The sequence below is a fragment of the Nonomuraea sp. NPDC002799 genome (assembly GCF_053592075.1).
Genome location: NZ_JBSFVA010000006.1, coordinates 79,543 through 104,904, shown reverse-complemented (window position 1 = coordinate 104,904; position 25,362 = coordinate 79,543). Strand labels below are relative to the sequence as shown.

General features: G+C 69.7%; 20 protein-coding genes. 9 read left to right on the top strand and 11 right to left on the bottom strand.

Translation table 11 applies throughout. From position 1 onward, the window contains the following. Positions 1–17: 17 nt before the first annotated feature. A complete protein-coding gene (locus ACWD0F_RS13945; protein WP_449875198.1) occupies positions 18–920 on the bottom strand; it encodes a 4-(cytidine 5'-diphospho)-2-C-methyl-D-erythritol kinase in 903 nt (300 codons plus the stop codon). Positions 921–1,187: 267 nt separating this feature from the next. Between ACWD0F_RS13945 and ACWD0F_RS13940 the strand changes: the two genes are divergently transcribed. Continuing rightward, positions 1,188–2,006, top strand: coding sequence for an arginase family protein (locus ACWD0F_RS13940; RefSeq protein ID WP_449875197.1), 819 nt, complete (start codon positions 1,188–1,190; stop codon positions 2,004–2,006). 57 nt (positions 2,007–2,063) lie between these two features. Here ACWD0F_RS13940 and ACWD0F_RS13935 read toward each other — a convergent pair whose 3' ends face one another. Together ACWD0F_RS13935 and ACWD0F_RS13930 are read right to left on the bottom strand one after the other, a co-directional pair. Next, positions 2,064–3,224, bottom strand: coding sequence for a sensor histidine kinase (locus tag ACWD0F_RS13935; protein ID WP_449875196.1), 1,161 nt, complete (start codon positions 3,222–3,224; stop codon positions 2,064–2,066). Next, a complete protein-coding gene (locus ACWD0F_RS13930; protein WP_449875195.1) occupies positions 3,221–3,877 on the bottom strand; it encodes a response regulator transcription factor in 657 nt (218 codons plus the stop codon). The genes ACWD0F_RS13935 and ACWD0F_RS13930 overlap by 4 nt, the downstream gene beginning before the upstream one ends. A gap of 189 nt (positions 3,878–4,066) precedes the next feature. Between ACWD0F_RS13930 and ACWD0F_RS13925 the strand changes: the two genes are divergently transcribed. Next, positions 4,067–5,449: an MBOAT family O-acyltransferase gene (locus tag ACWD0F_RS13925; RefSeq protein WP_449875194.1), complete on the top strand. Its 1,383-nt coding sequence runs from the start codon at positions 4,067–4,069 to the stop codon at positions 5,447–5,449. A gap of 11 nt (positions 5,450–5,460) precedes the next feature. Further along, entirely contained in the window at positions 5,461–6,594 is a 1,134-nt protein-coding gene (locus ACWD0F_RS13920; protein ID WP_449875192.1) for an alginate O-acetyltransferase AlgX-related protein, read from the top strand. Between the two features lie 206 nt (positions 6,595–6,800). Here the strand turns inward: ACWD0F_RS13920 and ACWD0F_RS13915 are convergent, their stop codons facing one another. Then, complete coding sequence (locus tag ACWD0F_RS13915; protein ID WP_449875190.1) at positions 6,801–7,379, bottom strand: NlpC/P60 family protein; 579 nt, start codon at positions 7,377–7,379, stop codon at positions 6,801–6,803. 146 nt (positions 7,380–7,525) lie between these two features. Beyond that, positions 7,526–8,365, bottom strand: a complete 840-nt coding sequence (rsmA, locus tag ACWD0F_RS13910) for a 16S rRNA (adenine(1518)-N(6)/adenine(1519)-N(6))-dimethyltransferase RsmA (RefSeq protein ID WP_449875724.1) — start codon at positions 8,363–8,365, stop codon at positions 7,526–7,528. Between the two features lie 67 nt (positions 8,366–8,432). Between rsmA and ACWD0F_RS13905 the strand changes: the two genes are divergently transcribed. After that, positions 8,433–10,844, top strand: a complete 2,412-nt coding sequence (locus tag ACWD0F_RS13905; RefSeq protein ID WP_449875188.1) for a protein kinase domain-containing protein — start codon at positions 8,433–8,435, stop codon at positions 10,842–10,844. Between the two features lie 62 nt (positions 10,845–10,906). Then, the gene (locus tag ACWD0F_RS13900; protein WP_449875186.1) at positions 10,907–12,109 is read left to right on the top strand and encodes an FG-GAP repeat protein; all 1,203 of its coding nucleotides are present in this window, start codon (positions 10,907–10,909) and stop codon (positions 12,107–12,109) included. A gap of 61 nt (positions 12,110–12,170) precedes the next feature. Here the strand turns inward: ACWD0F_RS13900 and ACWD0F_RS13895 are convergent, their stop codons facing one another. The 4 genes from ACWD0F_RS13895 to ACWD0F_RS13880 form a co-directional block, all read right to left on the bottom strand. After that, positions 12,171–13,085: a ubiquitin-like domain-containing protein gene (locus tag ACWD0F_RS13895; protein ID WP_449875184.1), complete on the bottom strand. Its 915-nt coding sequence runs from the start codon at positions 13,083–13,085 to the stop codon at positions 12,171–12,173. Between the two features lie 81 nt (positions 13,086–13,166). Further along, positions 13,167–14,021, bottom strand: coding sequence for a TatD family hydrolase (locus tag ACWD0F_RS13890; protein WP_449875182.1), 855 nt, complete (start codon positions 14,019–14,021; stop codon positions 13,167–13,169). An 81-nt stretch (positions 14,022–14,102) separates the two neighbouring features. Continuing rightward, positions 14,103–15,884: a methionine--tRNA ligase gene (gene metG / locus ACWD0F_RS13885; RefSeq protein ID WP_449875181.1), complete on the bottom strand. Its 1,782-nt coding sequence runs from the start codon at positions 15,882–15,884 to the stop codon at positions 14,103–14,105. A 171-nt stretch (positions 15,885–16,055) separates the two neighbouring features. Then, complete coding sequence (locus ACWD0F_RS13880) at positions 16,056–17,297, bottom strand: glycosyltransferase family 2 protein (RefSeq protein WP_449875180.1); 1,242 nt, start codon at positions 17,295–17,297, stop codon at positions 16,056–16,058. 99 nt (positions 17,298–17,396) lie between these two features. On the opposite strand from ACWD0F_RS13880, the gene ACWD0F_RS13875 reads away from it, so the two are divergent. After that, on the top strand, positions 17,397–18,986 hold the full coding sequence (locus ACWD0F_RS13875) for a hypothetical protein (RefSeq protein WP_449875179.1): 1,590 nt from the start codon (positions 17,397–17,399) through the stop codon (positions 18,984–18,986). On the opposite strand, the gene ACWD0F_RS13870 is transcribed toward ACWD0F_RS13875, so the two are convergent. Together ACWD0F_RS13870 and rsmI are read right to left on the bottom strand one after the other, a co-directional pair. After that, positions 18,880–20,463 (bottom strand): dolichyl-phosphate-mannose--protein mannosyltransferase, encoded by a 1,584-nt coding sequence (locus ACWD0F_RS13870; protein ID WP_449875177.1) that lies wholly within the window; start codon positions 20,461–20,463, stop codon positions 18,880–18,882. The genes ACWD0F_RS13875 and ACWD0F_RS13870 overlap by 107 nt on opposite strands. A gap of 10 nt (positions 20,464–20,473) precedes the next feature. Beyond that, positions 20,474–21,343, bottom strand: coding sequence for a 16S rRNA (cytidine(1402)-2'-O)-methyltransferase (gene rsmI / locus ACWD0F_RS13865; RefSeq protein ID WP_449875175.1), 870 nt, complete (start codon positions 21,341–21,343; stop codon positions 20,474–20,476). Between the two features lie 55 nt (positions 21,344–21,398). Here rsmI and ACWD0F_RS13860 point away from each other — a divergent pair, with 55 nt between their 5' ends. From ACWD0F_RS13860 to ACWD0F_RS13850, 3 genes are all read left to right on the top strand, one after another. After that, positions 21,399–23,033, top strand: coding sequence for a dolichyl-phosphate-mannose--protein mannosyltransferase (locus tag ACWD0F_RS13860; protein WP_449875173.1), 1,635 nt, complete (start codon positions 21,399–21,401; stop codon positions 23,031–23,033). Positions 23,034–23,146: 113 nt separating this feature from the next. Then, on the top strand, positions 23,147–24,346 hold the full coding sequence (locus ACWD0F_RS13855; protein ID WP_449875171.1) for a hypothetical protein: 1,200 nt from the start codon (positions 23,147–23,149) through the stop codon (positions 24,344–24,346). Positions 24,347–24,416: 70 nt separating this feature from the next. Next, the gene (locus ACWD0F_RS13850; RefSeq protein ID WP_449875169.1) at positions 24,417–25,361 is read left to right on the top strand and encodes a DUF5996 family protein; all 945 of its coding nucleotides are present in this window, start codon (positions 24,417–24,419) and stop codon (positions 25,359–25,361) included. Position 25,362 lies beyond the last annotated feature (1 nt).

Here is a 25,362-nt window from a genome sequence, read left to right as displayed (position 1 = left end):
GGCGGGCCCTGGGCCGGTCAGACGAGGGTGGCGCCCTGGACGGGGCCGTGGGCGGGGACGGCCGTGTGGGCGGCGCCTGTGGCCGTCAGGCTCTGGGCCAGGTCGCGGGCGTGGGTGGCGTCGATGGCGAGGAAAGCGCAAGTGGGGCCCGAGCCGGAGACGATCGCGCCCAGGGCTCCGTGCTGGCGGCCCGAGTCCAGGGTGATGGCGAGTTCGGGGCGGAGGTTGAGGGCGGCGACCTGGAGGTCGTTGCTGAGGTGCGCGCCCAGGGAGTAGGCGTCGCCGGTGCTCAGGGCCTCGATCAGCGACTCGTTCAGCTGGGGCCAGGGCACCTGGGTGGCCTCGGCCTGCCTGAGCCGGTCACATTCGGCGTAGACGCTGACCGTCGAGAGGCCGCCGTTCGCCAGCGCGAACACCCAGTGGAACGTGCCGCCCGTGGACAGCTCGCTCAGCTGCTCACCGCGGCCGGTGCCGACCGCCGTGCCTCCCAGCAGCGAGAACGGGACGTCGCTGCCGAGATCTCCGGCGATCTCCATGAGATCCTCGAAGGGCAGGCCCAGGCCCCACAGCTCGTTGCAGGCCACCAGCGCGCCGGCGGCGTCGGCGCTGCCGCCCGCCATCCCGCCCGCCACGGGGATGTCCTTCTGGATGATCAGGTCGGCGCCGTAGGAGCGGCCCGCATGCTTGGCCAGCGCGCGAGCGGCCCGGATCGCCAGGTTGCTGTCGTCGATCGGCACCTGGTCGGACCACTTGCCGTTCACCGCCACGGTGATCGACTCGGACTCCTTCGCCACCACCTCATCGAAGATCGAGACGGCGTGGAAGACGTTGACCAGGTCGTGGTAGCCATCTTCCCTGAGCGGGCCGACAGAAAGCTGCACGTTGACCTTCGCGGGCACACGTACGGTCACCGAACTCATCGATCTTCTGCCACTTTCATCACTTGCCGGGGTCAAGGACACCCGATGCTATCGGGGCCCGCCGCCCTGACATGCGGTTCTCGAGATATCGCTTGCGAGAGGCGCACGTTCTCACCACACAGAGTCAAGTTCGGCGGACGCCGCCCCGGCCCTGGTCAGTGACGAAGAGTGACCTGGTCGTGGTCACACCATCATCCTGCCTGTGCGGCCCGGAGATGTGGCGGAAGTCATTGGACGGAGCTTGGCGGGCGTTGGCAGGATGAAGAGATGCGGGGCCGTGAGTTGAGCGAAGTGCGCGTTGTTGAAGTGCCGCAGTGGCGAGGGTCCGGGGCTCGTACGGCGGAGCGGCTGCGGGAAGGGGCGCGGTTGCTTGCCGGCATGGTGGGGGCGGATCGGCGGGTGCTGGTCGACGTGGACGACGACGATCTTGTCGTCACCGCCTCCAGAGTTCGTGCGGCGCTCGCTGAGGCCGGGACGCGTGGGCTGGTGGTGGTCGCCGGCGGGGACTGCGGGGTGGAGCTGGAGCCCGTGGCGGCGGCTCGCAGGCGCTTTGGGGATCGGCTCGTTGTCGTCTGGTTCGATGCTCATGGCGATCTGAACACGCCCGAATCCTCGCCGTCCGGCGCCTACCACGGGATGGTGCTGCGGGCGCTGACCGGGGAAGGGCCCGAGGGGTTGGTCGCCGGTGAGCCGGTGGAGCCGGGGCGGATCGTGTTGGCGGGGGTGCGTGATCTTGACCCGGCTGAGGCGGCGTTCGTTGCCGGACACGGGGTTCGTCATCTTCCGGTGGCCGACGGCGCCGGGCTGGTGGCGGCGATCGAGGCTTGTGGACCTGGTGACGAGGAGGCCGTCGTCTACGTGCATATCGACTTCGACGTGCTGGATCCTCGGGTCTTCGAGAGTGTGGGGTCTCCTACGCCGGGCGGACTGCGGCCGGAGCAGCTTCTTTCCCTGGTCGGGGCCGTTGCCGAGCGCTTCGAGGTCGTCGGGCTTGGGCTGATGGAGTATGAGCCTGCTCGGATGGAGGATCAGGAGTTGCTCTCCGGGCTGGTTCGGGACCTGGTGGAAGTTTGCGGGCGCCGATGATTCCCGGCCGGGTGCCGAATGGCCGTGTCGTGGTCACCTGCACCGATCACGGTCCCCCTATGCAGGCAATCGCGGCCCGAGCGCGTCCTCGTACGGCAGGCGCACCGTGATCGTGAGGCCGCCTTGGTCGCGCGGCCGTGCGGTGACGGTGCCGTCGTGCGCGACGGCGATGGCCCGGACGATCGACAGGCCGAGCCCACTGCCGTGCCCGGAGTCCAGCCGGTCGCCGTTCAGCCGCCGGAACGGCTGGAAGATCGTCTCGATCTCGTACGGCGGCACGACGGAGCCGGTGTTCTCGACCGTCAGCTCCACCATGTCGCCGGACCGCCGGCTGGTCACCCACACCTCTCCATCGGGGACGTTGTGCCTGATCGCGTTCTCGGTGAGGTTCTGCACCAGCCGTTCCACCAGCGCCGGTTCACCCGCGGTCGGCGCGCTGTGCGGCGCGCAGTGCAGGGTGATCCCCCGGTCCGCGGCTTCCTCCCCTGCCTGGATCACGACATGCTCCACCACGTCGGCCAGATCGAACCGGCTTGGATCGAGAATCCGCTGCTCACCCTCGGCCAGCGCGAGCAGGCCGTCGATCAGCCGCTGATGTCTGGCGTTGACCAGGAGCAGCGACTCGCCCAGCCCTCTGAGCTCCGGGGTCGCGTCGGGCCCGTGAATCGCCACGTCCACCAGGGTGCGGTTGACGGCGAGCGGGGTGCGCAGCTCGTGCGAGGCATTGGCGATGAAGCGGCGCTGACCGTCCAGCGCGCGGGCCTGCCGTCCGAGCATGCCGTCGAAGATGTCGGCCAGTTCCTTGATCTCGTCGAGTGGGCCGTCGTAGCCGATCCGGTCGGTCAGGTCGTGACTCTGCGCCACGCGCCGGGCGGCGAACGTCACCTTCCGGGCCGGGCGAAGCACCAATCCGGCCGCCCACCACCCTGCTCCGGCGGCGATCGCCGTCGGTCCGAGCAGGGCGAGTGCTCCCCAGTCGCGCAGGTCGCGCCTGGTGTCGCGCAGATAGCCTTTCACCCGCGCCGATTCGAGAGCCACCAGGCGCTGGTCCATCACCACGAGGTTGCCGACGCCGGTCTCGACCACGGGTGGACCCAGATCCGGAGCCTGGAGCCGCTGTCCGACGATGAGCATGACCACGGCCAGCAGCAAGGCGCCGATCAGGAAGGCCATGGCACCGAACAGCAGGGCGAACCTCATCCGCATCGTCGTTCTCATGAGATCCGGTATCCGACTCCTAAGACGGTCTTGATGACCTCGGGCTCGCCGAGTTTTCTGCGGAGTTTCACCATCGTGGTCCTGACCGTGTTGGTGAACGGGTCGATTCGCTCGTCCCACACCTTGTCCAGCAACTCCTCGGCCGACACCACGGCGCCGCGGGCCCGCAGCAGGACGGCGAGCACGCCGTACTCCTTGGGCGCCAGCGGGACGTAACGGCCGCCGCGGAAGACCTGCTGATGCGTCAGGTCGAGGCTGATGCCCGCGTGGTGCAGGATCGGCGGCGCGGCGGGGGTGGCGCGGCGGCTGAGCGCACGCACCCGGGCCAGCAGTTCCTTGAAGGCGAACGGCTTGGGCAGGTAGTCGTCCGCGCCGAGGGACAGGCCCACCACGCGATCCCGTACGTTGCCGGCGGCGGTCAGCATGAGGATCCGGACCAGCCCGCCGGCCTCGACCGTCTTCCTGCAGACCTCGTCGCCGTGCAGCCCAGGAAGGTCACGGTCCAGGATGAGCACGTCGTAGTCGTGGCCCGCGAGCCGTTCCAGGGCCGCCGCGCCGTTGTAGGCGACGTCCACGGCCAGCGCCTCTTTGCGAAGGCCGGCCGCGATCGAGTCGGCGAGTACGCGCTCGTCCTCGGCGACCAGGATCCGCATCGCTGCCTCCCATGTCCTTTCGGAGTTGCCATCTGCCGCAGCCTGTCAGCGGCGAGGTAATGCCGGCATAACCACATCCGGTAACGCCTGTCTTATGGGCCGGTTGCTGGACTGCGTCGTGTCCTTCATGACCCCTGGATCCTCGGGACGCCGATGTCGTTCGCCTCCCCCTTGTTTCTGTGGCTCTTCATGCCTGCCGTACTCCTGATCTACTGGATTCTCCCCCGGCGCCACCGCGACGCGGTCGTCGCTGGTGCGAGCCTGCTCTTCTACGCCTGGGGAGCCGGGCCGTCCGCGCTGCTGCTGCTGTCGGCGATCGCCGTCAATTACGGCGCCGGTCTCGCGCTCGACTCGGCGCGACTGCGGGACCGGCCAGGAGCGCGCCGCGCGGTGCTGCTGGCGACCGCCGGATGGGATCTGTCGATGCTCGCGGTGTGGAAGTACGCCGGTTTCGCCAGCGTGCAGATCGACGCCCTGACGAACGCGCTGGGGCTGAGCCACAGTCCGATCGTGAGCCTGGCCCTGCCGATCGGGATCTCGTTCTTCACCTTCCATCACCTGTCGTACGTGGTGGACGTCTACCGCCGCAGCACACCGGCCCAGCGGAACCCTGTCCGGTTCATCACCTACATCGCCATGTTTCCCCAGCTCATCGCCGGGCCGATCGTCCGCTACCACGAGATCGCCGGGCAGCTCGGCGCCGCGCCCCAGGACCGTCTCGGCGACCTCGCCGCCGGCTTTCCCCGCTTCGCTCTGGGCCTGGCCAAGAAGGTGATCGTGGCCGACTCGCTGGCGCCCGTGGCGGACGCCGCGTTCGCGCACGCCGGTGGCCCGATCAACACGCCGACCGCCTGGCTGGGAGTGCTGGCCTACACGCTGCAGATCTACTTCGACTTCTCCGGCTACTCGGACATGGCCGTCGGGCTGGGGATGATGTTCGGGTTCCGGCTTCCGGAGAACTTCGACCGGCCTTACTCGTCGTACTCGGTCACCGACTTCTGGCGGCGCTGGCACATGTCGCTGTCCCGCTGGTTCCGTGACTACGTCTACATCCCTCTTGGCGGCAACCGCGGCGGCGCGCTGAGGACCTACCGCAACCTGCTGATCATCTTCGTGCTCTGCGGTTTCTGGCACGGCGCCGGGTGGACGTTCCTGGTGTGGGGCCTGTACCACGGTGCCCTGCTGGTGGCGGAACGACTGCTGGGCTGGGATCGTCCGCCCGGCACCGCCTGGGCCTTGGCGCTGCGCCGCGGCATCACGTTCCTGCTGGTCGTGGTGGGCTGGGTGTTCTTCCGGGCGACGAGCATGGCTGAGGCCGGGAGCATGCTGCGGGCGATGTTCACCTGGCGGCCGGGCCCGCTGGACGAGTTCGCCGCGTACGCCGCCAACCACCAGCGGCTGCTCATCTTCGCGCTGGCACTGGCCGTGGTGCTGCTGCCGGCCACGCGACCGGGCCGGCGACCTGTGCCGGCACGGCTGGCACGTGCCGCGGTGACGTGGGTGGCCGCTCCCTACGCGGCGCTGCTCGTCGCCGCCGGCACCTTCAGCCCCTTCCTCTACTACCAGTTCTGACGAGGTTCCGCATGAGGACACCCCACACCTTGCTGGCCGCGGCGCTGTTCTTCGCCGGTCCCGCGCTGGCCTACACCGCGGGCGTGCGGGCGGCGGAAATCGAGAACCGGAGCCTGCCGGAGTTCCCGGCGGTGTCACGTGGCTGGGAGATCGTCCCGGAGGTGGAAGCCTGGACGACGGCTCACCTGCCGTTGCGGCAGTACGCGGTCCGCGGGAACGCGGCCCTGTCGGAGCTCCTGTTCAAGGAGGCGCCGTCCTACGGCACGGCGGGCGCCACGGACTATCCGCGGGTGATCCAGGGGCGTGACGGGTGGCTCTACTTCGGCGACGACGTGACCGAGGCGTGCCGTCCGCGCCGGTCCATCGCCGAAACCCTGGAACGGTTGCGCCGTCTGGCCGAGATCGTGCGAAAGTCCGGCAGGCGGTTCGTGTTCACGGTGGCCCCGGACAAGACCACGATTCACCCGGACCGGCTGCCGGCGCGTTTCCCCGGCCGGACCTGCCTCTTCAGGCGCAAGCAGGAGTTCTGGGCCGCGCTGCGGGCGGCACGGCTGCCCGGTTACGTGGATCTCCGGGGTCCACTGGAGCGGTCCGGCCTGCCGGCGTACTGGCGGACCGACAGCCACTGGGACGAGCACTCCGCCGGGCTGTACGGCGCCGAGGTGGCCCGGACGCTCCAGCCTGGCCTGTCCCGGGACACCCGGCTGGAAAAAGTCGGGCGAGTGCCGCGAAATGGTGACCTGGGCGGGTTGCTAGGCATACCGGTCGAGGAGACCATCGACCGGTGGCGGCTGGTACGGGACGGAGTGCGACGGGTCCGGCAGGACGACCGCGAGTTACCCGTGTCGTTCAGCACCGCCAACGCCTCAGACCGGGCGCCGCTGTATCGGCCCCGGACCCTGCTCATCGGCGACTCCTTCACCCGCAACTCGCTGCCGTGGCTGCTGCCGTACTTCGCCGACGTCACCTACCTGCGCAGTGACGCCCAAGGGGAGCGCATCGCGGAAAAGGTCGGCCGGAGTGAGACGGTGGTGGTCGAGATCGTGGAGCGCCATCTCGTCGGTGGTCACGCCGAGATGCTGGACGACCGCACGCTGGACACCCTCGACCGGGTGCTCTCCAGGTCGTCCATGGCCGCCGAGTGATCGGCCGGCTGATCGCGTTCGGCATCGGAGAGGGTCAGCGCGCGGGCGCGGGCCAGGGCGTCGCCGGCGGCAGTCCGCCTGGGGGTCAGTTTTCACGTGTCGCCCACAGGGTCGGCTCAGCTTCACATGTCACCCACAGGGGTGGCTCAGCTTCACATGTCGCCCACAGGGGTGGCTCAGCTTCACACGTCGCCCACAGGCATGGCTCAGCCAGGGCGTACGGTGCCGCGGTAGGTGGTGCGGTAGTAGGGCGAGGTGACGAAGTTGGTCCTTCTGACCACGTCGCCTGTCTTGGGGGCGTGGATCATGACGCCTCCTCCTAAGAAGAGGGCCACGTGTGTGGGGTCGCCAGTGCCGCCGCCGAAGAAGAGCAGGTCGCCTGTGCGGCGGGCGCTGAGTGGGATCCTGCGGCCCTGGCGGAACTGGGTGCCTGTGTAGTGGGCCAGCGATACGCCTGCTCTGGACCAGGCGTAGAGGGTCAGGCCGCTGCAGTCGAAGCCTTTTGTGGTGGCTCCTCTTCCGATCCCCAAGGTGGCACCTTTTATGGAGCCTCCGCCCCAGGAGAAGGAGACGCCCAGCTGACCGACGGCTGCGGCGGCCGCGATCCGCCCTCTCTGCACCTTCTGCCCCTTGCTAGTGCTCGGGGCCGTGATGGCTCGGCGTGGGTGGTGCGCCTGGACGAAGGGGGCGGGGTCCGCGTAGGCGGGGGTGACCGTGGCGGCCAGGGCTGTGAGGAGGCTTGTGCTGAGGGCGAGCCACAGGCGGGTGGCGAGGCGAGCGTTCATGCCGGTCAGGATGGTTGGAAAGGCGCAGGCGGCGATGACCCGAACGTGGTTCTGTGGACAGACCGAGGCGGGTGGGTGAGGCTGTGGATAACACTGCGCCCAGCACGGAGCTCAAGAAGCAGCAGGCCAAGGCGGGTGGATGGAGGTCAGGGTTTGGCTTCGGCTATGCGGGCGAAGGCGGTGACGTCGAGTTGCTCGCCCCTGGTCGACGGGTCCACGCCGGCGGCCCGCAGCGCCGTTTCCGCCTGGGCCGGTGAGCCGGCCCAGGAGGCCAGGGCGGCGCGGAGGGTCTTGCGGCGTTGGGCGAAGGCGGCGTCGATCACCGCGAACACCTGCTGCCTCGTCGCCGTGGTGACCGGCGGGTCGCGGCGGGCCAGGGAGACCAGGCCGGAATCGACGTTGGGGACGGGCCAGAAGACCGTACGGCCGACGGGTCCGGCTCGGCGTACGTCCGCGTACCAGGCCGCCTTGACCGACGGCACTCCGTACACCTTGGAGCCCGGATCGGCGGCGAGGCGGTCGGCGACCTCCGACTGGACCATGATCAGGCCCTTGCGCATGGACGGGAGAACCTCCAGGAGGTGGAGGATCACCGGGACGGACACGTTGTACGGAAGGTTGGCGACCAACGCCGTGGGCGTGTAACCCCGCAGGTCCTCAAGAACGATTCTCATGGCGTCGGCGTTCACGACGGTGAGCTTGTCGGACAGGTCGCGGCCGGCGACCGTGATGGGGAGCTGGGTGGCGAGGACCGGATCGATCTCGACGGCCACGACGTGTGCCGCCGACGACAGGAGCTCGAGCGTCAGCGAGCCGAGGCCCGGACCGACCTCGATGACCACGTCATCTGGTGACAAATCGGCCACGCGGACGATGCGCCGGACGGTGCCGGCGTCGATCACAAAATTCTGGCCCAGCCTTTTTGTCGGACGAAGATCTAGCTTATCCGCCAAAATACGTATTTCTGCAGGGCCCAACAGCCTCATCATCCAACCAGTCTCCCGCATCGAAGAACCTGCGATGGCGGATGGGGAGACCAAAGGAGAGGATGGCGTGGAACAGGAAGGAACGTCCCTCATGGAGCCAACGGGCGCCGCGCCGCTCCGCCCGACGGATTTGCGGGGAATCGGGCCGTACCGGCTGCTGGGGAGGCTGGGCGAGGGCGGGATGGGAACGGTGTTCCTCGCCCGCGCACCGACGGGGCGATTCGTCGCGCTCAAGGTCGTGAAGGCGGAGTTCGCCAATCAGGAGGGGTTCGCGGCCAGGTTCCACGCGGAGGTGGAGAACGCCCGCAGGGTGGCGTCGTTCTGTACGGCCCAGGTGCTGGACAACGGCAACACCGGCGACGGCCGGCCCTACATGGTGACCGAGTACATCGCGGGCACTCCCCTGAACGAACAGATCTCCAGGTACGGAGCACTGGAGCCGGGACCGCTGCACGGCGTCGCGCTGGGCGTCGCGGCGGCGCTGGCGGCCATCCATGTGGCCGGGCTGGTCCACCGAGACCTGAAGCCGGCGAACGTGATCCTCTCCCTCTCCGGACCCCGGGTGATCGACTTCGGGATCGCCCGCGCGCTCGACCGGGAGACCGGGTTCACGCTCTCCGGCGAGCTGCTGGGCAGCCCTGGGTGGTGGGCTCCTGAGCAGGTACGCGGTGAGGTCGTCAGCCCGGCCGCCGACATCTTCGCCTGGGGCTGTCTGGTGGCGTACGCGGGCAACGGGCGTCATCCGTTCGGCCGTGGCGACCCCATCACGATGGCCTCGCGCGTTCTGAACACCCCGCCCGACCTGGGTGCGCTGCCCGCGCCGCTCAACGAGCTCGCACGGCGGGCCACCTCCATGGAGGCCGTCCACCGTCCCTCGGCGCAGGAGCTGCTGATCGCCCTGGTGGGAGGCAGCTCGCCCGCCCAGGTCACCGTCGATCCGCCGACCCTGGTCGCCACCGAGATGCTGAGCGACTGGCAACCACCGCAGAACGTCGTTGACGAGCCCGACATCACGGCGACGTTCACGACGCCGCCGCCGAGCGACACCATGGGCAACAGGGCCGTCAGCCGGCCGGGCACAGGGGGCTCGGCTGGTTCGAGTGACTCCCGTGGCACGGCCGGCACAGGTGGCGCGGGGGGTCCGGCGGGTTCCACCGGTCCGGCCGGTTCCACCGGTTCTGCGCGTTCTGCGGGTGGGGTGCCGCAGGGGAACCAGGCCGGTATGCCCAACGCCGGGCAGCCACAGGCCCATCAGTCGAAGTCGCAGCCGGGTCAGGCGCCGCCGAGTCAGGCGTCCATCGAGGAGCTGGCGCGCAGGGAGGAGCGGGCGGCCAAGGAGGAGTTCGCCCGGTGGGAGGCGCAGGCTCGGCAGCGTGAGCAGGAGCAGGAGCAGGCTCTCGCCCAGCAGAGAGAGCAGGCCAGGCAGCAGCAGGAGGAGCAGGTGCGGCCTCGGCTGGGGTTGCTGGGCAGGGGTCGTGCGGCGGCCAAGGGGCGCGCGAAGAACAAGGGACGCGCGGGCAAGGGCCAGGAGCCGGACATCGGCCGGGAGCCGGATGACGGACGGCCGCGCGGGCCGGCGTCGCCGGACCACGAACAATCAGGCGCCTCGCCGGTTGACGGCCGGCCCCGTGGAGCGGTGCTGCCGGACGGCGGGCGCGGACGCGGCACCGCGCCGCAAGACGACCGTCAAGGACGCGGAAGTGGGTCGCAGGACGACCGCCAAGGACGCGGCACCGCGCCTCAGGACGACCGCCAAGGACGCCAAGGAGCGCCGCAAGACGACCGTCAAGGACGCCAAGGAGCGCCGCAAGACGACCGTCAAGGACGCGGAAGTGGGTCGCAGGATGACGGGCAGGAGGTGCGGTTGCGGCAAGGCGGTCCGATCGGGACCGAGACGCAGCCGGGCCAGGACCGTCCGGACGTCCTGGCGGGCGACGAGCCCGACACCCTGGGCGGGTCCAGGACGCCCGGTACGCGGTGGCTCATCGCCGCCGCCGCGGCCGTGCTGGCCATCGTGGTGACGGTGGCCGTGCTGATCCTCACCTCGGCCCGCCCCCAGACCACCACGACGGCCGACGACCCGACCCAGGCCGCCACCAGCAGCCGCCCGAACGACGTGGGCCGCAGGTTCGCGCTGGGCGGCAACTTCGACGACCCCGTCGCGATCGTCGCGGCGGCGCCGGAGTGCGGGCTGAAGGAGTATGAGGGCTCGACGGCGACCCAGGGCCAGCTCTGCGTCATCCGCTGGACCATGCTGAACCCGGGCGGCGAGCGCAAGCAGCTCATCCAGCCCGTGGTCACCATGATCGACGACAGGGGCGGCGAGCACGACCCGATCCCCGTCATCCTGCCGCCGTCGATCCTGCCGGGCGCGCGGGTGGACAGCGCGTTCGTGTTCGATCTGGCCACGTACCGCAAGCCCGTGAAGATGACGGCGAGCCTGCTGGAGAGCGGCAAGCAGATCGAGGTCGCGCTGTGATGATCCGATCGGCGCTCTTAGCGCTCATACTCGCCGCCGCGGCCACCGGACCCGCAGAAGCTGTGGCAACCGCCGCGGCCACCGGACCCGCAGGAGCCATCACGGCCACCGGACTCACAAAAGCCGCATCCGCCGCGGTCACGAGCGCCTGCGCCGGTGCCGCCGACTTCGATGGCGACGGCGTGGACGACGTGGCCGTGGGTGATCCGTTCGCCGACGGCCAGAAGGGGGCCGCGCACGTGTTGTCGGGCGGCAAGGTCGTCCCCGTCACCGTTCCCGGCCTCGCCAGGGGCGACGCTTTCGGCTGGTCGGTACGCCTGGCGAAGGTCGACGCCGACGCCTGCGCCGACCTCGTGATCGGCGCCCCGTACGCGGACGTCGACGGCACCGAGGACGCCGGCGCCGTGTACGTCGTCTACGGCGGTGGCACCACGCCGCCGCAGCGCCTGGCGGCACCGCAGCCGCAGCGGTTCGCGCACTTCGGGTGGTCGCTGGCGGCCCGCGACGATCTGGTGGCGATCTCCGCGCCCTATGAGGACGAGGGGCAGCTCCTCGACGTGGGCGCCCTCTACGTGCGCAAGGGCGCGGGCCAGCTCAGGCGGATCAGCCAGGAGACGGTGGACGTCCGGGGCAACAGCGAGGTGGGCGACCAGTTCGGCTGGTCGATGGCGTTCGGGCCGAAGAACGGGCTGGTCGTCGGCGTTCCGTACGAGAACGACGACGGCGCCGGCCGCCAGGTGGAGGCCGGGAAGATCGACTCGGGCTCGGTCGTCTTCATCGACGACGTGCTGGCCCCGAAGATCACCTCGCTCAAGCTCGACTCGCCGACCGACGTCTCCGGCGACAGGTACGGCTACGCCGTCGCCTACGCCGAGGGCGCCGGCTACGCGCTGAGCGCACCCGGATCCGGGTACGTGCAGCTCCTCAACCCGAGCAGGAAGCTCACGAGAAGGGTGACGCAGGCGGGCAAGCAGGCGTTCGGGTTCTCGATGGCCGCGTCGGCGGACGGCCGGCTGGCCATCGGAGCGCCGTACGGCGGCGGCGTCCGGATCGTCTCCTGGAAGGACCCCGCCGAGGACCGGAAGGTGGGCGGCGATGACGGGCTGTTCGGCTGGTCGATGGCCTTCAGCGGCAACAAGCTCTACGTGGGGCAGCCGGACGCGCAACCTTTCGGGAAGGTCGGGGTGAGCGGGCGGAACGCCGAGACGTTACAACCGATCCAGCCGCCCAAGGGCGCCGACTTCGGCGTGTCCGTGAGCGGCTGACACCGGAAACGTGGGCAACACGCGTGACATCGGAAACGTGGGCACACCCCGGACACGTGGGCTACACCCCGGGGAACAGGTGGGCGCCGCAGTTGGGCCACTGCCGCTGCCACCTGCCCTCCACCTGCTGGTAGAGGAGCTGGGCCCGATAGGTCTGCTCCTCCGCCGGCCAGGTGTTCGGCAGCCCGGTCCCGCCCACCGCCTCCCACATGGGCCGGCTGAACTGGTACATCCCGTAGTAGGGCCCCGCGGGGTTGTACGCCCCGGGGTCGCCGTGCGCCTCGCACTCCGCCAGCGCCCGCCAGTCGAGCCGCAGGACGGCCGGCTCGATGGGCAAGGTGTGCGGCGGAGTGACCGTGATGACCGTTCCGTCCTTGGGGAAGCTGTTCAGCGGCGGGTTCACCTGGTACCCGGGCCCGAGAGGCACCCGCTTGCGGCTGAGCACCTCGCGCACGGTCGGCGCCGTGGTGCGCGAGGTGAACTGGGTGCTGCCCGCGACCACGTACACCTTGCGCCTGGTGTAGACGGTGAGCTGCATCCCCGACAGCGGCACGGCGTGGCCGGGCGGGGCCGAGAGCCGGCCGGACACGGGGGTGAGGTCCATCTCGGCCAGGGCGTCGCCGACGTTCGTGGCGGTGACCAGGTGGGTGGTGGTGTGGCCGTCCAGGGTCAGCGTGATCGGGCGGGCCCGGTAGACCTGGATGGTGGCCCCGTCGGCGACGTCCGCAGGGCCCGGCGGGCTGACGACGTCGCCGTAGCCGACCGAGACCCCGGCCTTGGCCAGCACCTCGCGTACGGTCCCCGAGAAGCCGCGCACGGCCGTCGACTCGCCTTCGACGACCACGACCACCTCTTTGACCAGGAACGACATCGCCATGACCCCGCCCAGCACCATCGCGCCCGCCAGGCACACGAACGGTGTCCACGGGGAACGCCACGGGATCGGCGGACGCGGCGCACGCCTCTTGCCTCGCACGAACCACCTCCGATAGCGGGCATCACGGCCGAACGCTAGCGGCGGGCGGCGGCCGGCATCCACCGGTTCACCTAATGATGGTCACCACTCTCCGAAGACCGTGACTCCGTTGGCGCCGATCGCCTCGCACAGCTCATCCGGATGCACGTTCTTGACCTCGGCGAGGCAGCGCAGGGTGAGCGGGATGAGGTAGGGGGCGTTGGGCTTGCCGCGGTGCGGGACCGGCGGCAGGTAGGGGGCGTCGGTCTCGACCAGCATGAGCTCCTTCGGGGCCACCTCGGCGGCCGCGCGGAGGTAGGCGGCGTTCTTGTACGTGACCGGCCCCGAAAAGGACATGAAATATCCGGCATCGGCACACTTTTTCGCCATTTCGGCGTCGCCCGAGAAGCTGTGGAACACCACCGTCTCCGGCGCCCCTTCGGCGGCCAGCACCTGCAGAACGTCGTCGTGCGCCTCCCGATCATGGATGACCAGCGCCTTCCCGGTGCGCTTGGCGATCTCCACGTGCGCACGGAAGCTGGCGTGCTGGTCGTCCTTGCTCGCCCAGTCGCGGTAGTAGTCGAGCCCGGTCTCCCCCACCGCCCGCACCTCGGGCCGCCGTGCCAGCGCCTCGATCTCGGCCAGGACCTCGGGGGTGGCCTCGTGGGCCTCGTTCGGATGGATGGCCACCCCGGCGTACACGTCCGCGTGCCCGGCCGCCGCGTCCGCGTTCCAGCGGGAGGACTTGAGGTCGTAGCCGATCGTGACCAGCCTGGTCACGCCGACGGCCCGCGCGTCCGCCAGGATGCTCCGCACGCTGGCCGCCGCCGCCTGGGCGGCCTGTGCCACCGGATCGCCTGACGACGCCTGCCTGTTGCCCACCATGATGTCGAGGTGGCAGTGGCTGTCGAAAACGGGTGCGGAAAGCGGCTCTGGGGCAGCGGGAATCTTGCTCACGCCCTCTAACGTAGCCGCCGGCGAGGAACGCAGCCGCCGATGGGGGCGGAGCCGGTCACTCCGCCCTCCAGGGCTACGGGCTCACTTCTCCAGCCGGGCGAGCTCCTCCTCGACGACCTTCGGGTCGAGCTTCTTGAACAGCGGCACGGGCGGCGCGAGCGGCGTGCCCGGCTTGATCGGCCGGTGCTCCCAGCGGGCGGCCCCGTTGTACTCGCCGGTGATCACCGGGTAGGGGGTGCCGCCGTCCTCGTCGACCTCGCGGATCTCCGGCATGCCCGACCAGACGTCCTCGCCGCCCAGCATGGCGTGCACCTTGTTGGAGGAGCCGGGCAGGAACGGCGTGAGCATCGTCTTGGCGTCGTCGACCACCTGGAGCGCGACGTGCAGGATGGACTTCTGCCGCTCCGGGTCGTCCTTGAGCTTCCACGGCTCCTGGTCGGCCAGGTATTTGTTGGCCTCGCGGACGACGTCGAACGCCTCGGTGATGGCGTTCTTGAACCTCGACCTGCCCAGCTCCGCGCCCACCGGGCCGAAGGTGTTGCGCGAGCGCTCCAGCAGGGTCCGGTCGGCGTCGGTCAGCTCGCCGGCCTCGGGCACGGAGCCGAAGTTCTTCGCGGCCATCGAGATCGACCGGTTGACCAGGTTGCCCCAGGCCGCGACGAGCTCGCCGTTGTTGCGGTTGACGAACTCCTGCCAGGTGAAGTCGGTGTCCTGGTTTTCCGGGCCGGCCACCGAGATGTAGTAGCGCAGCGCGTCGGCGTCGTAGCGCTCAAGGAAGTCGCGGACGTAGATGACGACCTGGCGGGAGGAGGAGAACTTCTTGCCCTCCATCGTCAGGAACTCGCTGGAGACGACCTCGGAGGGCACGTTGAGCTTGCCCAGCGCGCCGACCGAGCCGTCGCGGGCCCCCACCCCGTTGTAGCCGAACAACATCGCCGGCCAGATCTCGGCGTGGAAGACGATGTTGTCCTTGCCCATGAAGTAGTAGCTGCGGGCGTCGGGATTCTGCCACCACTGCCGCCACGCGTCGGGGTCGCCGGAGCGCTTGGCCCACTCGATGGAGGCCGACAGATAGCCGATCACCGCGTCGAACCAGACGTAGAGCCGCTTGTTGGACTGGTCGCGCCAGCCGTCGAGCGGGATCGGCACGCCCCAGTCGAGGTCGCGGCTGATCGCCCTGGGCTGCAGGTCGCCGAGCAGGTTGAGGGCGAACTTCAGCACATTGGGCCGCCACTCGCCCTGCTTGGCCTGCAGGTAGGAGCCCAGCACCTCGGCGAAGGCGGGCAGGTCGAGCATGAAGTGCTCGGTCTCCACGAAGACCGGGGTCTCGCCGTTGATGCGGCTCTTGGGGTTGACGAGCTCGATCGGGTCGAGCTGGTTGCCGCAGTTGTCGCACTGGTCGCCGCGCGCACCATCGTAGTTGCAGATGGGGCAGGTGCCCTCGATGTAGCGGTCGGGCAGCGTGCGGCCCGTGGACGGGGAGATCGCGCCCATCGTGGTCTTGGGGAAGATGTAGCCGTTGTCGTAGAGACCCTTGAAGATCGCCTGCGTGATGGCGTAGTGGTTGCGGGTCGTGGTCCTGGTGAACAGGTCGTAGGACAGGCCCAGGCCGGTCAGGTCTTCGGCGATCACCCGGTTGTAGCGGTCGGCCAGCTCGCGGGCGCTGACGCCCTCCTTGTCGGCCTGCACCTGGATGGGAGTGCCGTGCTCGTCGGTGCCGGACACCATCAGCACCTTGTTGCCCGCCATCCGCTGGTAGCGGCTGAAGACGTCGGACGGAACGCCGAACCCTGAGACGTGCCCGATGTGACGGGGGCCGTTCGCATACGGCCACGCGACGGCGGTCAAGATGTGCTGGGACATGGTTCTAAGCCTACGGGTTCCTCTTAGATCAATTGGTACGAGCCGTCATGCCCGGCCGACGGGCCGTTGGCATGACGGCGGCGCGCCGCTGAACGGTCAGCGGGCGTTTCCTGAACGGACGTGAGCCGGAGTGCGGCGGATGGCCGACCCCGGCAGCGCGTACAGGGATGGTCAAGCCTTGGTCTCCTCCAGGGACACCGCGGGCTCGTTCAGGGACACGGCGGCGGCGGCCTCCTCGGCGGCCTTGGCGGCCACGTCGATGGAGCTCTCGCGGGTGCGGCGGATGCCCAGGATGCTGATGAACAGCGCGGCGAAGATCGTCTGGAAGCTCATGATCAGCGCCGTGGCCGACGGCACGACGATGCGCAGCGACTCGCGCGGGTCCAGCTCGCCGAAGCTGCGGACCTGCCAGTGCACCAGCGACATCACCAGGCCCACCAGACCGGCCAGCGCCAGCAGGCCGCCCACCACGAGCCCCTTCTCCAGGGTCACGATGTCGATGAGCCGGCGGATGCGCGGCGACTCCGGCAGGAAGCCCTCCTCGGCCGCGTAGACCTTGGTGAACACCGCGAAGAGCGCCGCCTGGAAGCCGATCACCACCAGCGCGGCCGTGCCGACCAGGGTGTCGACGTCGAACGCCAGCTCCCCGATCTCCACCGGCCCGAACGTCAGCGCGGTGCCCGCGACCAGGCCCACGACCATCATGAGCACGCCGGGGTAGAAGAACAGCCACTTGGGGCTGTAGAGCAGCAGGAAGCGCAGGTGGCGCCAGCCGTCGCGCCACGAGCGCAGGTGCGGCGGCCGGGAGCGGCCGTCCGGCGAGAGCGTCGTGGCCACCTCGCGCACGTCGAGACCCGACAGCGTGGAGCGGACCACCATCTCCGAGGCGAACTCCATGCCGCCGGTCTGGAGCTGCAGCCGCAGGATCGAGTCGCGCCGGAAACCCCGCAGGCCGCAGTGGAAGTCGCCGATCGCCGACGGGTAGAACAGCCGCCCGACGAACGACAACACCGGGTTGCCGAGGTAGCGGTGCAGCGGTGGCATGGCGCCCTTGGCGATGCCGCCCTTGAAACGGTTGCCCATCACCAGGTCGGCGCCGTCGCGCAACTGCTCGACGAACGGCAGCAACGCGGTGAAGTCGTAGGAGTCGTCCGCGTCGCCCATGATGACGTATTTGCCGCGTGCCGCCCTGATGCCGCCCATGAGGGCGTTTCCGTAGCCCTTCTCGTCGACATGAACCACGCGGGCTCCGGCATCGCGGGCAAGCTGCTGCGAGCCGTCCGTGCTGCCATTGTCGGCGATCAGGACTTCACCCTCGATGCCGTGCTCTGCCATGCACGCCAATGCCTTGCGTACACAGACTTCCACGGTCTCCGCCTCATTGAGGCAGGGCATGACCACCGTCAGTTCCACGTGTCTACCCTTCAGTTAAGGCTCTTCCAGTCAACCATCATGCCCTGAAGACGACCATGCTCGGGCACAGACCTGAAAACGCCTGGCATTCTTTAGAGCATGGTGAGCGTCGCCGAGAAAACCCCTGCGGAGCACTCCGCTCCTGGCCGGGCAGCCCGTTTGCTGTCCATGGTGGCCCGGCATCGGGTGTTCGCCGCGGCCTTCGGCATCGGTGCCGTGCTGCGGCTCATCACCATGCTCGGCTACGGCCCGGCCATGTGGTTCAACGACTCCTACGAGTACGTCTCGGTGGCGCTGCACCCGAGACCGCATCCGATCAGGCCCGACGGCTACAGCACCTGGCTGATGCTGCTCAAGCCGTTCCACAGCTTCACGCTGGTGATGTTCACCCAGCACCTGATGGGCCTGGCCACGGCCGCGCTGATCTACGCGCTGCTGCGGATCAAGTTCCGGCTGCCGAAGTGGGGCGCCACGCTGGCGGCGGCGCCCGTGTTGTTCGACGCCTACCAGATCCAGCTTGAGCAGATGGTGATGTCCGACACCATGTTCACGCTGCTGGTGGTGGGCGTGATCACGCTGGTGTTGTGGAAGCGGCGGTTGTCGTGGCAGATGGGCGCGGTCATCGGCCTGCTGCTGGCGGTGACCTGGCTGACCCGCTCGATCGGCCTGCCGATCCTCGCGCTGGTGGTGCTCTATCTGCTGGTCAAGCGGACCGGGTGGCGCCCGATCGTGGCCCTCCTGACGGCCTGCGCTATTCCGGTGATGGCGTACATGGGCTGGTTCGCCTCCGCGTACGGCAAGTTCGCCATGACCAACAGCGACGGCCTCATCCTGTACATGCGCACGGCCATCTTCGCCGACTGCAACAAGATGCACATCGACAAGTACAAAGAGGTCCAGCTCCTGCTGTTGTGCATCAACGATCCGGTCAGCGAGCGCAAACAGTTCGCGCAGTGGTACCTGTGGGGCCAGGGCAACGGCGACGGCAGCGGCACCGGCGAGGTGCTGCACCGGTGGGGCATCAACAAGAAGTGGAGCGAGATCACCAACGACGCCGCCAGCAAGTTCGCCACGCGGGCGATCCTGTCGCAGCCCGGCGACTACCTGAGCGTGGTCGCGCGCGACTTCTTCCGCTCGTTCCACTGGTCGCGACCGCAGTTCCCGGACCCGTCGACCTACAACATGTACCAGTTCAGGACGTACGTCGCGGACGACGCCAACGGCTGGCCCAAGCGGTTGCCGACGTGGCAGTCCTACACCGGCGGCCGGACCGACACCGACGCGTTCAGCTACGAGCAGGGCCCGCCCGAGACGAGGATCGTGCACCCGTGGGCCGACATCATGAGCGGCTACCAGAAGGTGTTCTACCTGCGCGGCATCATACTCGGCGGCATCCTGCTGATCGGCCTGTACGGCATCGCCGTGCGCTGGCGCAGGTTCGGCGGCCCGGTGGTGCTGCCCTGGCTGGGCGCTGTCGGCCTGCTGCTGGCCCCGGCGGCGACGGCGGAGTTCGACTACCGCTACGTGTTGCCGGCCGTCCCGCTGGCCTGCGTCGCGGCGGCGATCACGCTGCGCCGCGGCGTCACTTGGGCGCGGCGGTCACCCAGGAGCGCATCAGCATCCGGGCCCACCACTCTGCTTGGGAGATGGTCTCGGCGGTCAGCACCGGGTGAAGCCACCAAAAGTTGATCAGCACGATCAGCGCGAGCGCGCCCACGGCCGCCGCCCCGGCCGCCCGCCGGGCCGGCGGCGCGTCCGCCCGGCCCAGCACCAGCCCCGCGGCCAGCACGAGGGACAGCACCATGAACGGCACCACGGGGATCATGTAGAACAGGTACATCGTGCGGTTGTCGGCGATGGCGTAGTAGAACCAGGGCAGCCAGCCGGCCGCGTACGCCAGTAACGTCGCCCCCGCCCGCCAGTCGCGGGTGGCGGCGTACCACCCGATCATGCCGATCAGCGCGAGCGCGGCGGCGTACCACAGGGCGGGGGTGCCGACCCCGAGCACGGCGGCGGAGCACTTGTCGGCCCCGCACGCCGACGGCGGCAGCTCCGGCGGATAGTAGAACGAGACGGGGCGTAACAGCAGCGGCCACTGCCAGGGCTCCGACATGTACTGGTGATATTCCTTCAGCCCGCTGTGATAGCCGAGCACCTGCGACTGGTAGGCCAGCCACGACCGCGCCGAGTCGAAGACGAAGTAGAGCGGCCCCGACGAGGTGGCCTGGGCCCAGTTGCGCCCCCAGCCGCCCGCGGTGACGAACCAGCCCGTCCACGAGGCCACGAACGTCACGGCGGGCGTGACGGCCAGCGCCGCGAACCCGCCGGGCACGTCGTACGCCAGCGCCCCCCGGTACGGCTCCCGCAACCCCAGCGCCCGCCTGGCCCCCAGGTCCCACATGACGCTCAGCACGGCGAAGGCGATCAGGAAGAAGATCCCCGACCACTTCACCGCGCACGCCGCGCCCAGGCACAGGCCGGCGGCGAGCCGCCACGGCCGGAACCCGAGCCGCGGGCCGAGCCCGGTGACCGGCGAGCTCTCGTACCAGGCGACCAGCCGCCGCCGCGCCCAATCCCGGTCGGTCACCAGGCAGGCGAACCCGGCCAGCACCCAGAACATCAGGAAGACGTCCAGCAGCGCGGTGCGCGACAACACCAGGTGCAGACCGTCGAGGGCCAGCAGCAGGCCGCCCAGGCAGCCCAGGAGCGTCGAGCGGGTCATCCGGCGCGCCACCCTGGCCATGACCAGGATGGACAGCGTGCCCACCAGCGCCGCGGCGAAGCGCCAGCCGAAGGGGTTCATCCCGAACAGCCACTCACCCGCCGCGATCATCCACTTGCCCAGCGGCGGATGGGCCACGAAGGAGCCGCAGTCGGCCGGTTGCGGGCACTGCTGGAAGATGTCCAGGTTGCCGGTGATGAGTCGCTTGTCGGCGACGGGGTCCTTGGCGTCGCCGAGCATGGTCCGCTCGACGCCGTGCCGCAGCAGCGAGTAGGCGTCCTTGGCGTAGTAGGTCTCGTCGAACACGACGGCCTTGGGCTCGCCGAGCCGGACGAAGCGCAGGATCCCGCCGAAGATCGCCACCAGGAGCGGGCCCAACCAGCCTGCCGGCGCGCTCCCCTGGAACGGCGGCACCAGCCGCCGCGCCGGCTCCCGGTTGTCCACGATGCGCACCTTACGGCGTGGCGGATCTCCTGTGAACCAGGTCATAGAGCTCACGTTTGGGGATCCCCGCGCCCTTGGCCACGTCGGCGACCGCGAGCTTGCTCTGCGTGCCCCCGGCCACCCTGCGGTCGACCTCGGCGACGAGCGCGTCGAGGTCCTGCTCGCCGCCGCCCGGCACGTGGCCCGCGACCACGACCGTGATCTCGCCCTTGACGCCGCCCGCGGCCCATTCGGCCAGCTCACCGAGGCCGCCGCGGCGCACCTCCTCGTACGTCTTCGTCAGCTCCCTGCACACCGCCGCCCGCCGGTCGGCGCCGAACGCCCCGGCCATGGCCGCCAGGCAACTGGCCAGCCGGTGCGGCGCCTCGAAGAAGACCATCGTGCGCTCCTCCTCGGCCAGGGCGGACAGGCGGCGGGCCCGGTCGCCGGGCTTGCGCGGCGGGAAGCCCTCGAAGCAGAACCGGTCGCTGGGCAGCCCCGACACGGCCAGGGCGGTGGTGACGGCGCTCGGCCCGGGCAGCGCGGTGACCGTGATGCCGGCCTCGACCGCGAGGTGGGTCAGGCGGTAGCCGGGGTCGGAGACGCCCGGCATGCCGGCGTCCGTGATGATCACGACCGTGCGGCCGTCCTTGAGGGTTTCCAGGAGCTCCTGGGCGCGGCCGGCCTCGTTCTGGTCGTAGTAGGACACCACCCGGCCGGTGATCTCCACGCCCAGGTCGTGGGCGAGTCTGCGCAGCCGGCGGGTGTCCTCGGCCGCCACGACGTCGGCGCTTTCGAGCACATCTCGCAGCCGCGGGGACACGTCGCCCGCCTGACCGATGGGGGCTCCTGCCAGCACCAACCTGCCGTCTCCAGTCACCTGACCATTGTGGCAGGGCATCCCATAAGACCGTGTTTCTACGTACCTATTGTCGTGGGCCCCGTACGATGTCCGAATGGCGGTGACCGATTCTCCGTATCAGGCTTACGAGAGCCCGAAGGCCGGCGAGGGCCGGCCTCAGCCGCGATCTGTACGCGAACGGGTCATCCCTCCCCTGCGCGGCAGCGTCCTGTGGGGCTGGATCGGCCCGCTGCTGATCACCGTCTTCGGCGGGGTCCTGCGTTTCGTCGGCCTCGGGCATCCCAGCTCCGTGGTCTTCGACGAGACCTACTACATGAAGGACTCGTTCTCGCTGATCACCTGGGGTGTCGAGCGGGTCACGATCAAGGACGCGGACAAGGCGATCCTGGCCGGCAAGACCGACATCTGGCAGTCGTGCACGTCCGAGACCCTCGACAAGTGCGCCTCCTACGTCGTCCATCCCCCGCTGGGCAAGTGGATGATCGGCCTGGGCGAGTGGTTGTTCGGGCTCAACCCGTTCGGCTGGCGCTTCGCCGCGGCGGTGGTCGGCACGCTGTCGATCCTCGTCCTGGCCAGGGTGGCCCGCCGGATGACCCGCTCGACGCTGCTCGGCTGCTTCGCCGGGCTGCTGCTGGCGCTGGACGGCCTGCACTTCGTGTTGTCGCGCACCGCGCTGCTGGACATCTTCCTGATGTTCTGGGTGCTGGCCGCGTTCGCCTGCCTGGTGGTCGACCGCGACCAGGCCAGGGAGCGGCTGGTCGCCTGGTACGAAAGCTCGCCCATGTCGCCGCACGGCCCGTCGCTGGGCATCAGGTGGTGGCGGATCGCGGCCGGCGTCTGCCTGGCCTTCGCGATGTCGGTCAAGTGGTCGGGGCTGGCGTTCGCGGTGGCGTTCGCGATCATGTCGCTGCTGTGGGACTTCGGCGCCCGCCGGGCCGTGGGGCTGCGCCATCCCTATGTCGGCGCGTTCAACAAGGACGTGCCGCAGGGGCTCGCGGCGTTCACCATCGTGCCGTTCTTCGCCTACATGGCCACCTGGGCGGGCTGGTTCATCAACGCCACCGGCTACGGCCGCAACTGGGACCGGGCCACCTCGGCCCACAACACGTTCTTCTTCGTCTTCGACTCGATGCGGTCGTGGATCCAGTACCAGTGGCAGGTCTTCACCTTCCACAGCGGCCTGGAGACCTCGCATCCCTACATGTCGGAGCCCTGGCAGTGGCCGTTGCTGCTGCGTCCCGTCGCCTTCTCCTACGAGGGCAAGCAAGAGGCGTGCGGCGTCAAGGACTGCTCGGAGGCGGTGCTCGGGGTGGGCACGCCGGTGATCTGGTTCGGGGCGGTGGCCGCGCTGGTCGCCCTCATCGCGTGGTATTTCTCCTCGCGCGACTGGCGGGCCGGGGCCGTGCTGCTGTCGTACGCGATGGGCTGGCTGCCGTGGTTCTACTTCGCCATCGCCGACAACCGGACGATGTTCCTGTTCTATGCCATCCCGATGGTGCCGTTCATGGTGCTGGCCATCACGCTCTGCGCGGGGCTGCTGATCGGGCCGTCCACCCCGACGGCCTCGGGCGCCATGCCGGTGCGGCGGACCGCCGGAGCGGCGATCGTCGGCGCCTTCGCACTGCTCGCCGTGATCAACTTCTGGTGGCTGCACCCGATCCTGTCCGGTGAGCTGATCCCCTACACCGAGTGGAAGGCCCGTATGCTCTTCGAGAAACGATGGATATGAGCGGATTACCGTCGGCTCAATAGGGGTTTCTTAGGGTAGTAGCTGTGCAAGACCCAATACGCACCGGATTCGGTCATCGTCAGGCCCGGGGTCGATACGGCAAACTTCGAGGCATGAGTGCACCGGATGTCACCGCCCTTCTCGCCGAGTTGGAGCGATCTCAGCCGGATCTGGCCGAGGAGGCCAGGACCGCCGTCGAATGGTTGACGGGTGGGGAGCCGTTGGAGACGGTGACCCAGCTCGACGTCTGCGAGTTCCTCTGGTACACCCTGCCGATCAAGGTGGGGCCGCTCAAGCCGGGTGGTGACCACGAACGCCTGGCACGGTCCCTCGGGACGTTGCTGCAGCTCGGCGGCATGGATCGCTACGCCGCGCTGTGCGTGTCGCCGACGACGCTGCAGATCCTGCGCACCTACGCCCGCGAGGGCGAGGACGCCGGCACCAGCGCCTACCAGCAGGCCCTGGAGGCCACGGGCGTGCTGCCGCCCGACGTGCCCGAGCTGCAGTGGAGCATGATCATGGGGCCCGAGGAGCTGGGCGCGCACGTCGCCTGCTCCGCCGCCCTGGAGCTGGCGATCGTGGCCGGCGAGCCGGTCGATCGCGCCGCGCTGACCCGCCGCTGGCTCACCGAGCCGCGGACGGATCTGGGCGGCGACAGCTGGCTCAACCGGGTGCACGGCGAGCGGCTCAACCGCTGGGTGCTGGGCCGGGGCCCGGCCAGGCGGGAGCTGGCGCAGCCGTTCGAGGTGCGCCTGCACGCGCCGGTGGCCCCGCAGCAGCTTCCGCTCCTGCACCGGCTGCTCTCCCTGGCCGCCTCCGAGGGCAGCCTGCCGCTGCGGCTGGCGCCCTCCCCCGCCGCCCTGCGGCTGCGTGAGCTGGCCGAGCGGGAGCTGGGCGCGATCAGCCGCGACAGCTCCAAGCTGGCCATCACCGACTACGGCAAGCGGCTGCTCACCTCGCCGGCGGCCATGTGGTCGGCGGTGACGAAGCTGCTGCTGGCCAGGGGCGAGCACGAGTTCGAGGTGTCGGCGCGGGAGGCCGCGCTGATGCTGCTCGCCGACGGCACGCTGATGTCGCCCGCCGCGCTGCGCGAGCGGGTGGCGGAGGTCGTCGGGGGCGAGGGCTGGCACCCCACCACGAGCCTGGAGGACGTCGCCGGGCCCGTCACCGACCTGGTCTCCCAGCTCACCGCGCTGGGGCTGGCCTACAGCGACGAGCTGGTCGTGCGGATGGACCGGCCGGGCCAGCTCGCGGCCCTGGCGGCGCTGCGGGACCACGCCCTGCGGCCCAGGAAGTACGTCAGCTCGGGGTGACGCCGCCCGCCACCCCCCGAAGCCGGCAGGTGACGGGCGGTAGTTACGATGGCCGGAGGAGGGGGTCGTCATGGAGCTGTTTCCCGCCCTGCCGTTCGCCGAGTGGTCCGAGGCCAAGGAGACCTTTCACCGGTTCGCCCAGATCGTGGGGAAGATCCGGTTGACGTCGAGCAACCGGCGCAACCACTGGTGGCAGGTGCCCTTCCATCCGACGGGGCGCGGGCTCACCACGCGGCCGATGGGCGGGCTGGGCGAGCAGCCGCTGTTCTGCATCGACTTCGACCTCGTACGCCATCGGCTGGTGGTGGACCTGCTCGACGGGCGCAGCGCCGAGTTCAGCCTGATCGGCAGGTCGGTCGCCTCGTTCCACGACCGGCTCTTCGAGACCCTGGCGGGGCTGGGGATCCGGCCCGAGATCTGGGCGGTGCCGTTCGACATGGGGGACGAGACGCCGTTCGCGGAGGACACCGCGCACGCACGCTACGACCCGATGCTGATCAACCGCTACTGGCGGATCCTGTCGCAGGTGGTGCAGCTCCTCGATCGGTTCGCCGCGGACTTCTCCGGCAAGATCAGCCCGGTGCATCACTTCTGGCACACGTTCGACATCGCGGTCACCCGGTTCACCGGGCGGGTGGTGCGGGTCTCGCCCGACACCGACGCGGTGACCCGCGAGGCCTACAGCTGGGAGGTCATCAGCTCGGGGTTCTGGTTCGGCGACGAGGAGCGGCCCTGGCCGGCCTTCTACTCCTACACCGCGCCGGAGCCGAGCGGCCTCGAACGTGAGCCGCTCCGCCCCGAGCAGGCCGAATGGCTGGCCGCGCGGGGCAGCCACCTGGCGGTCCTGCGCTATGACGACGTGCGGGCCATGGGGAATCCCGTGCTGGCCGTGCTGGAGTTCCTGGACAGCGCCTACCAGGCCGGGGCCAGGCTGACCGGGGCCGACACGGAGGCGCTGAGCAGCCCCGGCGGCGTCACTGATCCCTACTACGGGAAAGCGGTGCGGGGCGCCTGAG

Coding starts and splice junctions, on each gene's coding strand:
- ACWD0F_RS13850 (WP_449875169.1), top strand. CDS start 24,417: ATGGAGCTGTTTCCCGCCCTGCCGTTCGCCGAGTGGTCCGAGGCCAAG.
- ACWD0F_RS13875 (WP_449875179.1), top strand. CDS start 17,397: ATGGTGAGCGTCGCCGAGAAAACCCCTGCGGAGCACTCCGCTCCTGGC.
- rsmI (WP_449875175.1), bottom strand. CDS start 21,343: ATGCCCTGCCACAATGGTCAGGTGACTGGAGACGGCAGGTTGGTGCTG.
- ACWD0F_RS13930 (WP_449875195.1), bottom strand. CDS start 3,877: ATGCGGATCCTGGTCGCCGAGGACGAGCGCGTACTCGCCGACTCGATC.
- ACWD0F_RS13945 (WP_449875198.1), bottom strand. CDS start 920: ATGAGTTCGGTGACCGTACGTGTGCCCGCGAAGGTCAACGTGCAGCTT.
- ACWD0F_RS13915 (WP_449875190.1), bottom strand. CDS start 7,379: ATGAACGCTCGCCTCGCCACCCGCCTGTGGCTCGCCCTCAGCACAAGC.
- metG (WP_449875181.1), bottom strand. CDS start 15,884: ATGTCCCAGCACATCTTGACCGCCGTCGCGTGGCCGTATGCGAACGGC.
- ACWD0F_RS13935 (WP_449875196.1), bottom strand. CDS start 3,224: ATGAGAACGACGATGCGGATGAGGTTCGCCCTGCTGTTCGGTGCCATG.
- ACWD0F_RS13920 (WP_449875192.1), top strand. CDS start 5,461: ATGAGGACACCCCACACCTTGCTGGCCGCGGCGCTGTTCTTCGCCGGT.
- ACWD0F_RS13940 (WP_449875197.1), top strand. CDS start 1,188: ATGCGGGGCCGTGAGTTGAGCGAAGTGCGCGTTGTTGAAGTGCCGCAG.
- ACWD0F_RS13855 (WP_449875171.1), top strand. CDS start 23,147: ATGAGTGCACCGGATGTCACCGCCCTTCTCGCCGAGTTGGAGCGATCT.
- ACWD0F_RS13925 (WP_449875194.1), top strand. CDS start 4,067: ATGCCTGCCGTACTCCTGATCTACTGGATTCTCCCCCGGCGCCACCGC.
- ACWD0F_RS13860 (WP_449875173.1), top strand. CDS start 21,399: ATGGCGGTGACCGATTCTCCGTATCAGGCTTACGAGAGCCCGAAGGCC.
- rsmA (WP_449875724.1), bottom strand. CDS start 8,365: ATGAGGCTGTTGGGCCCTGCAGAAATACGTATTTTGGCGGATAAGCTA.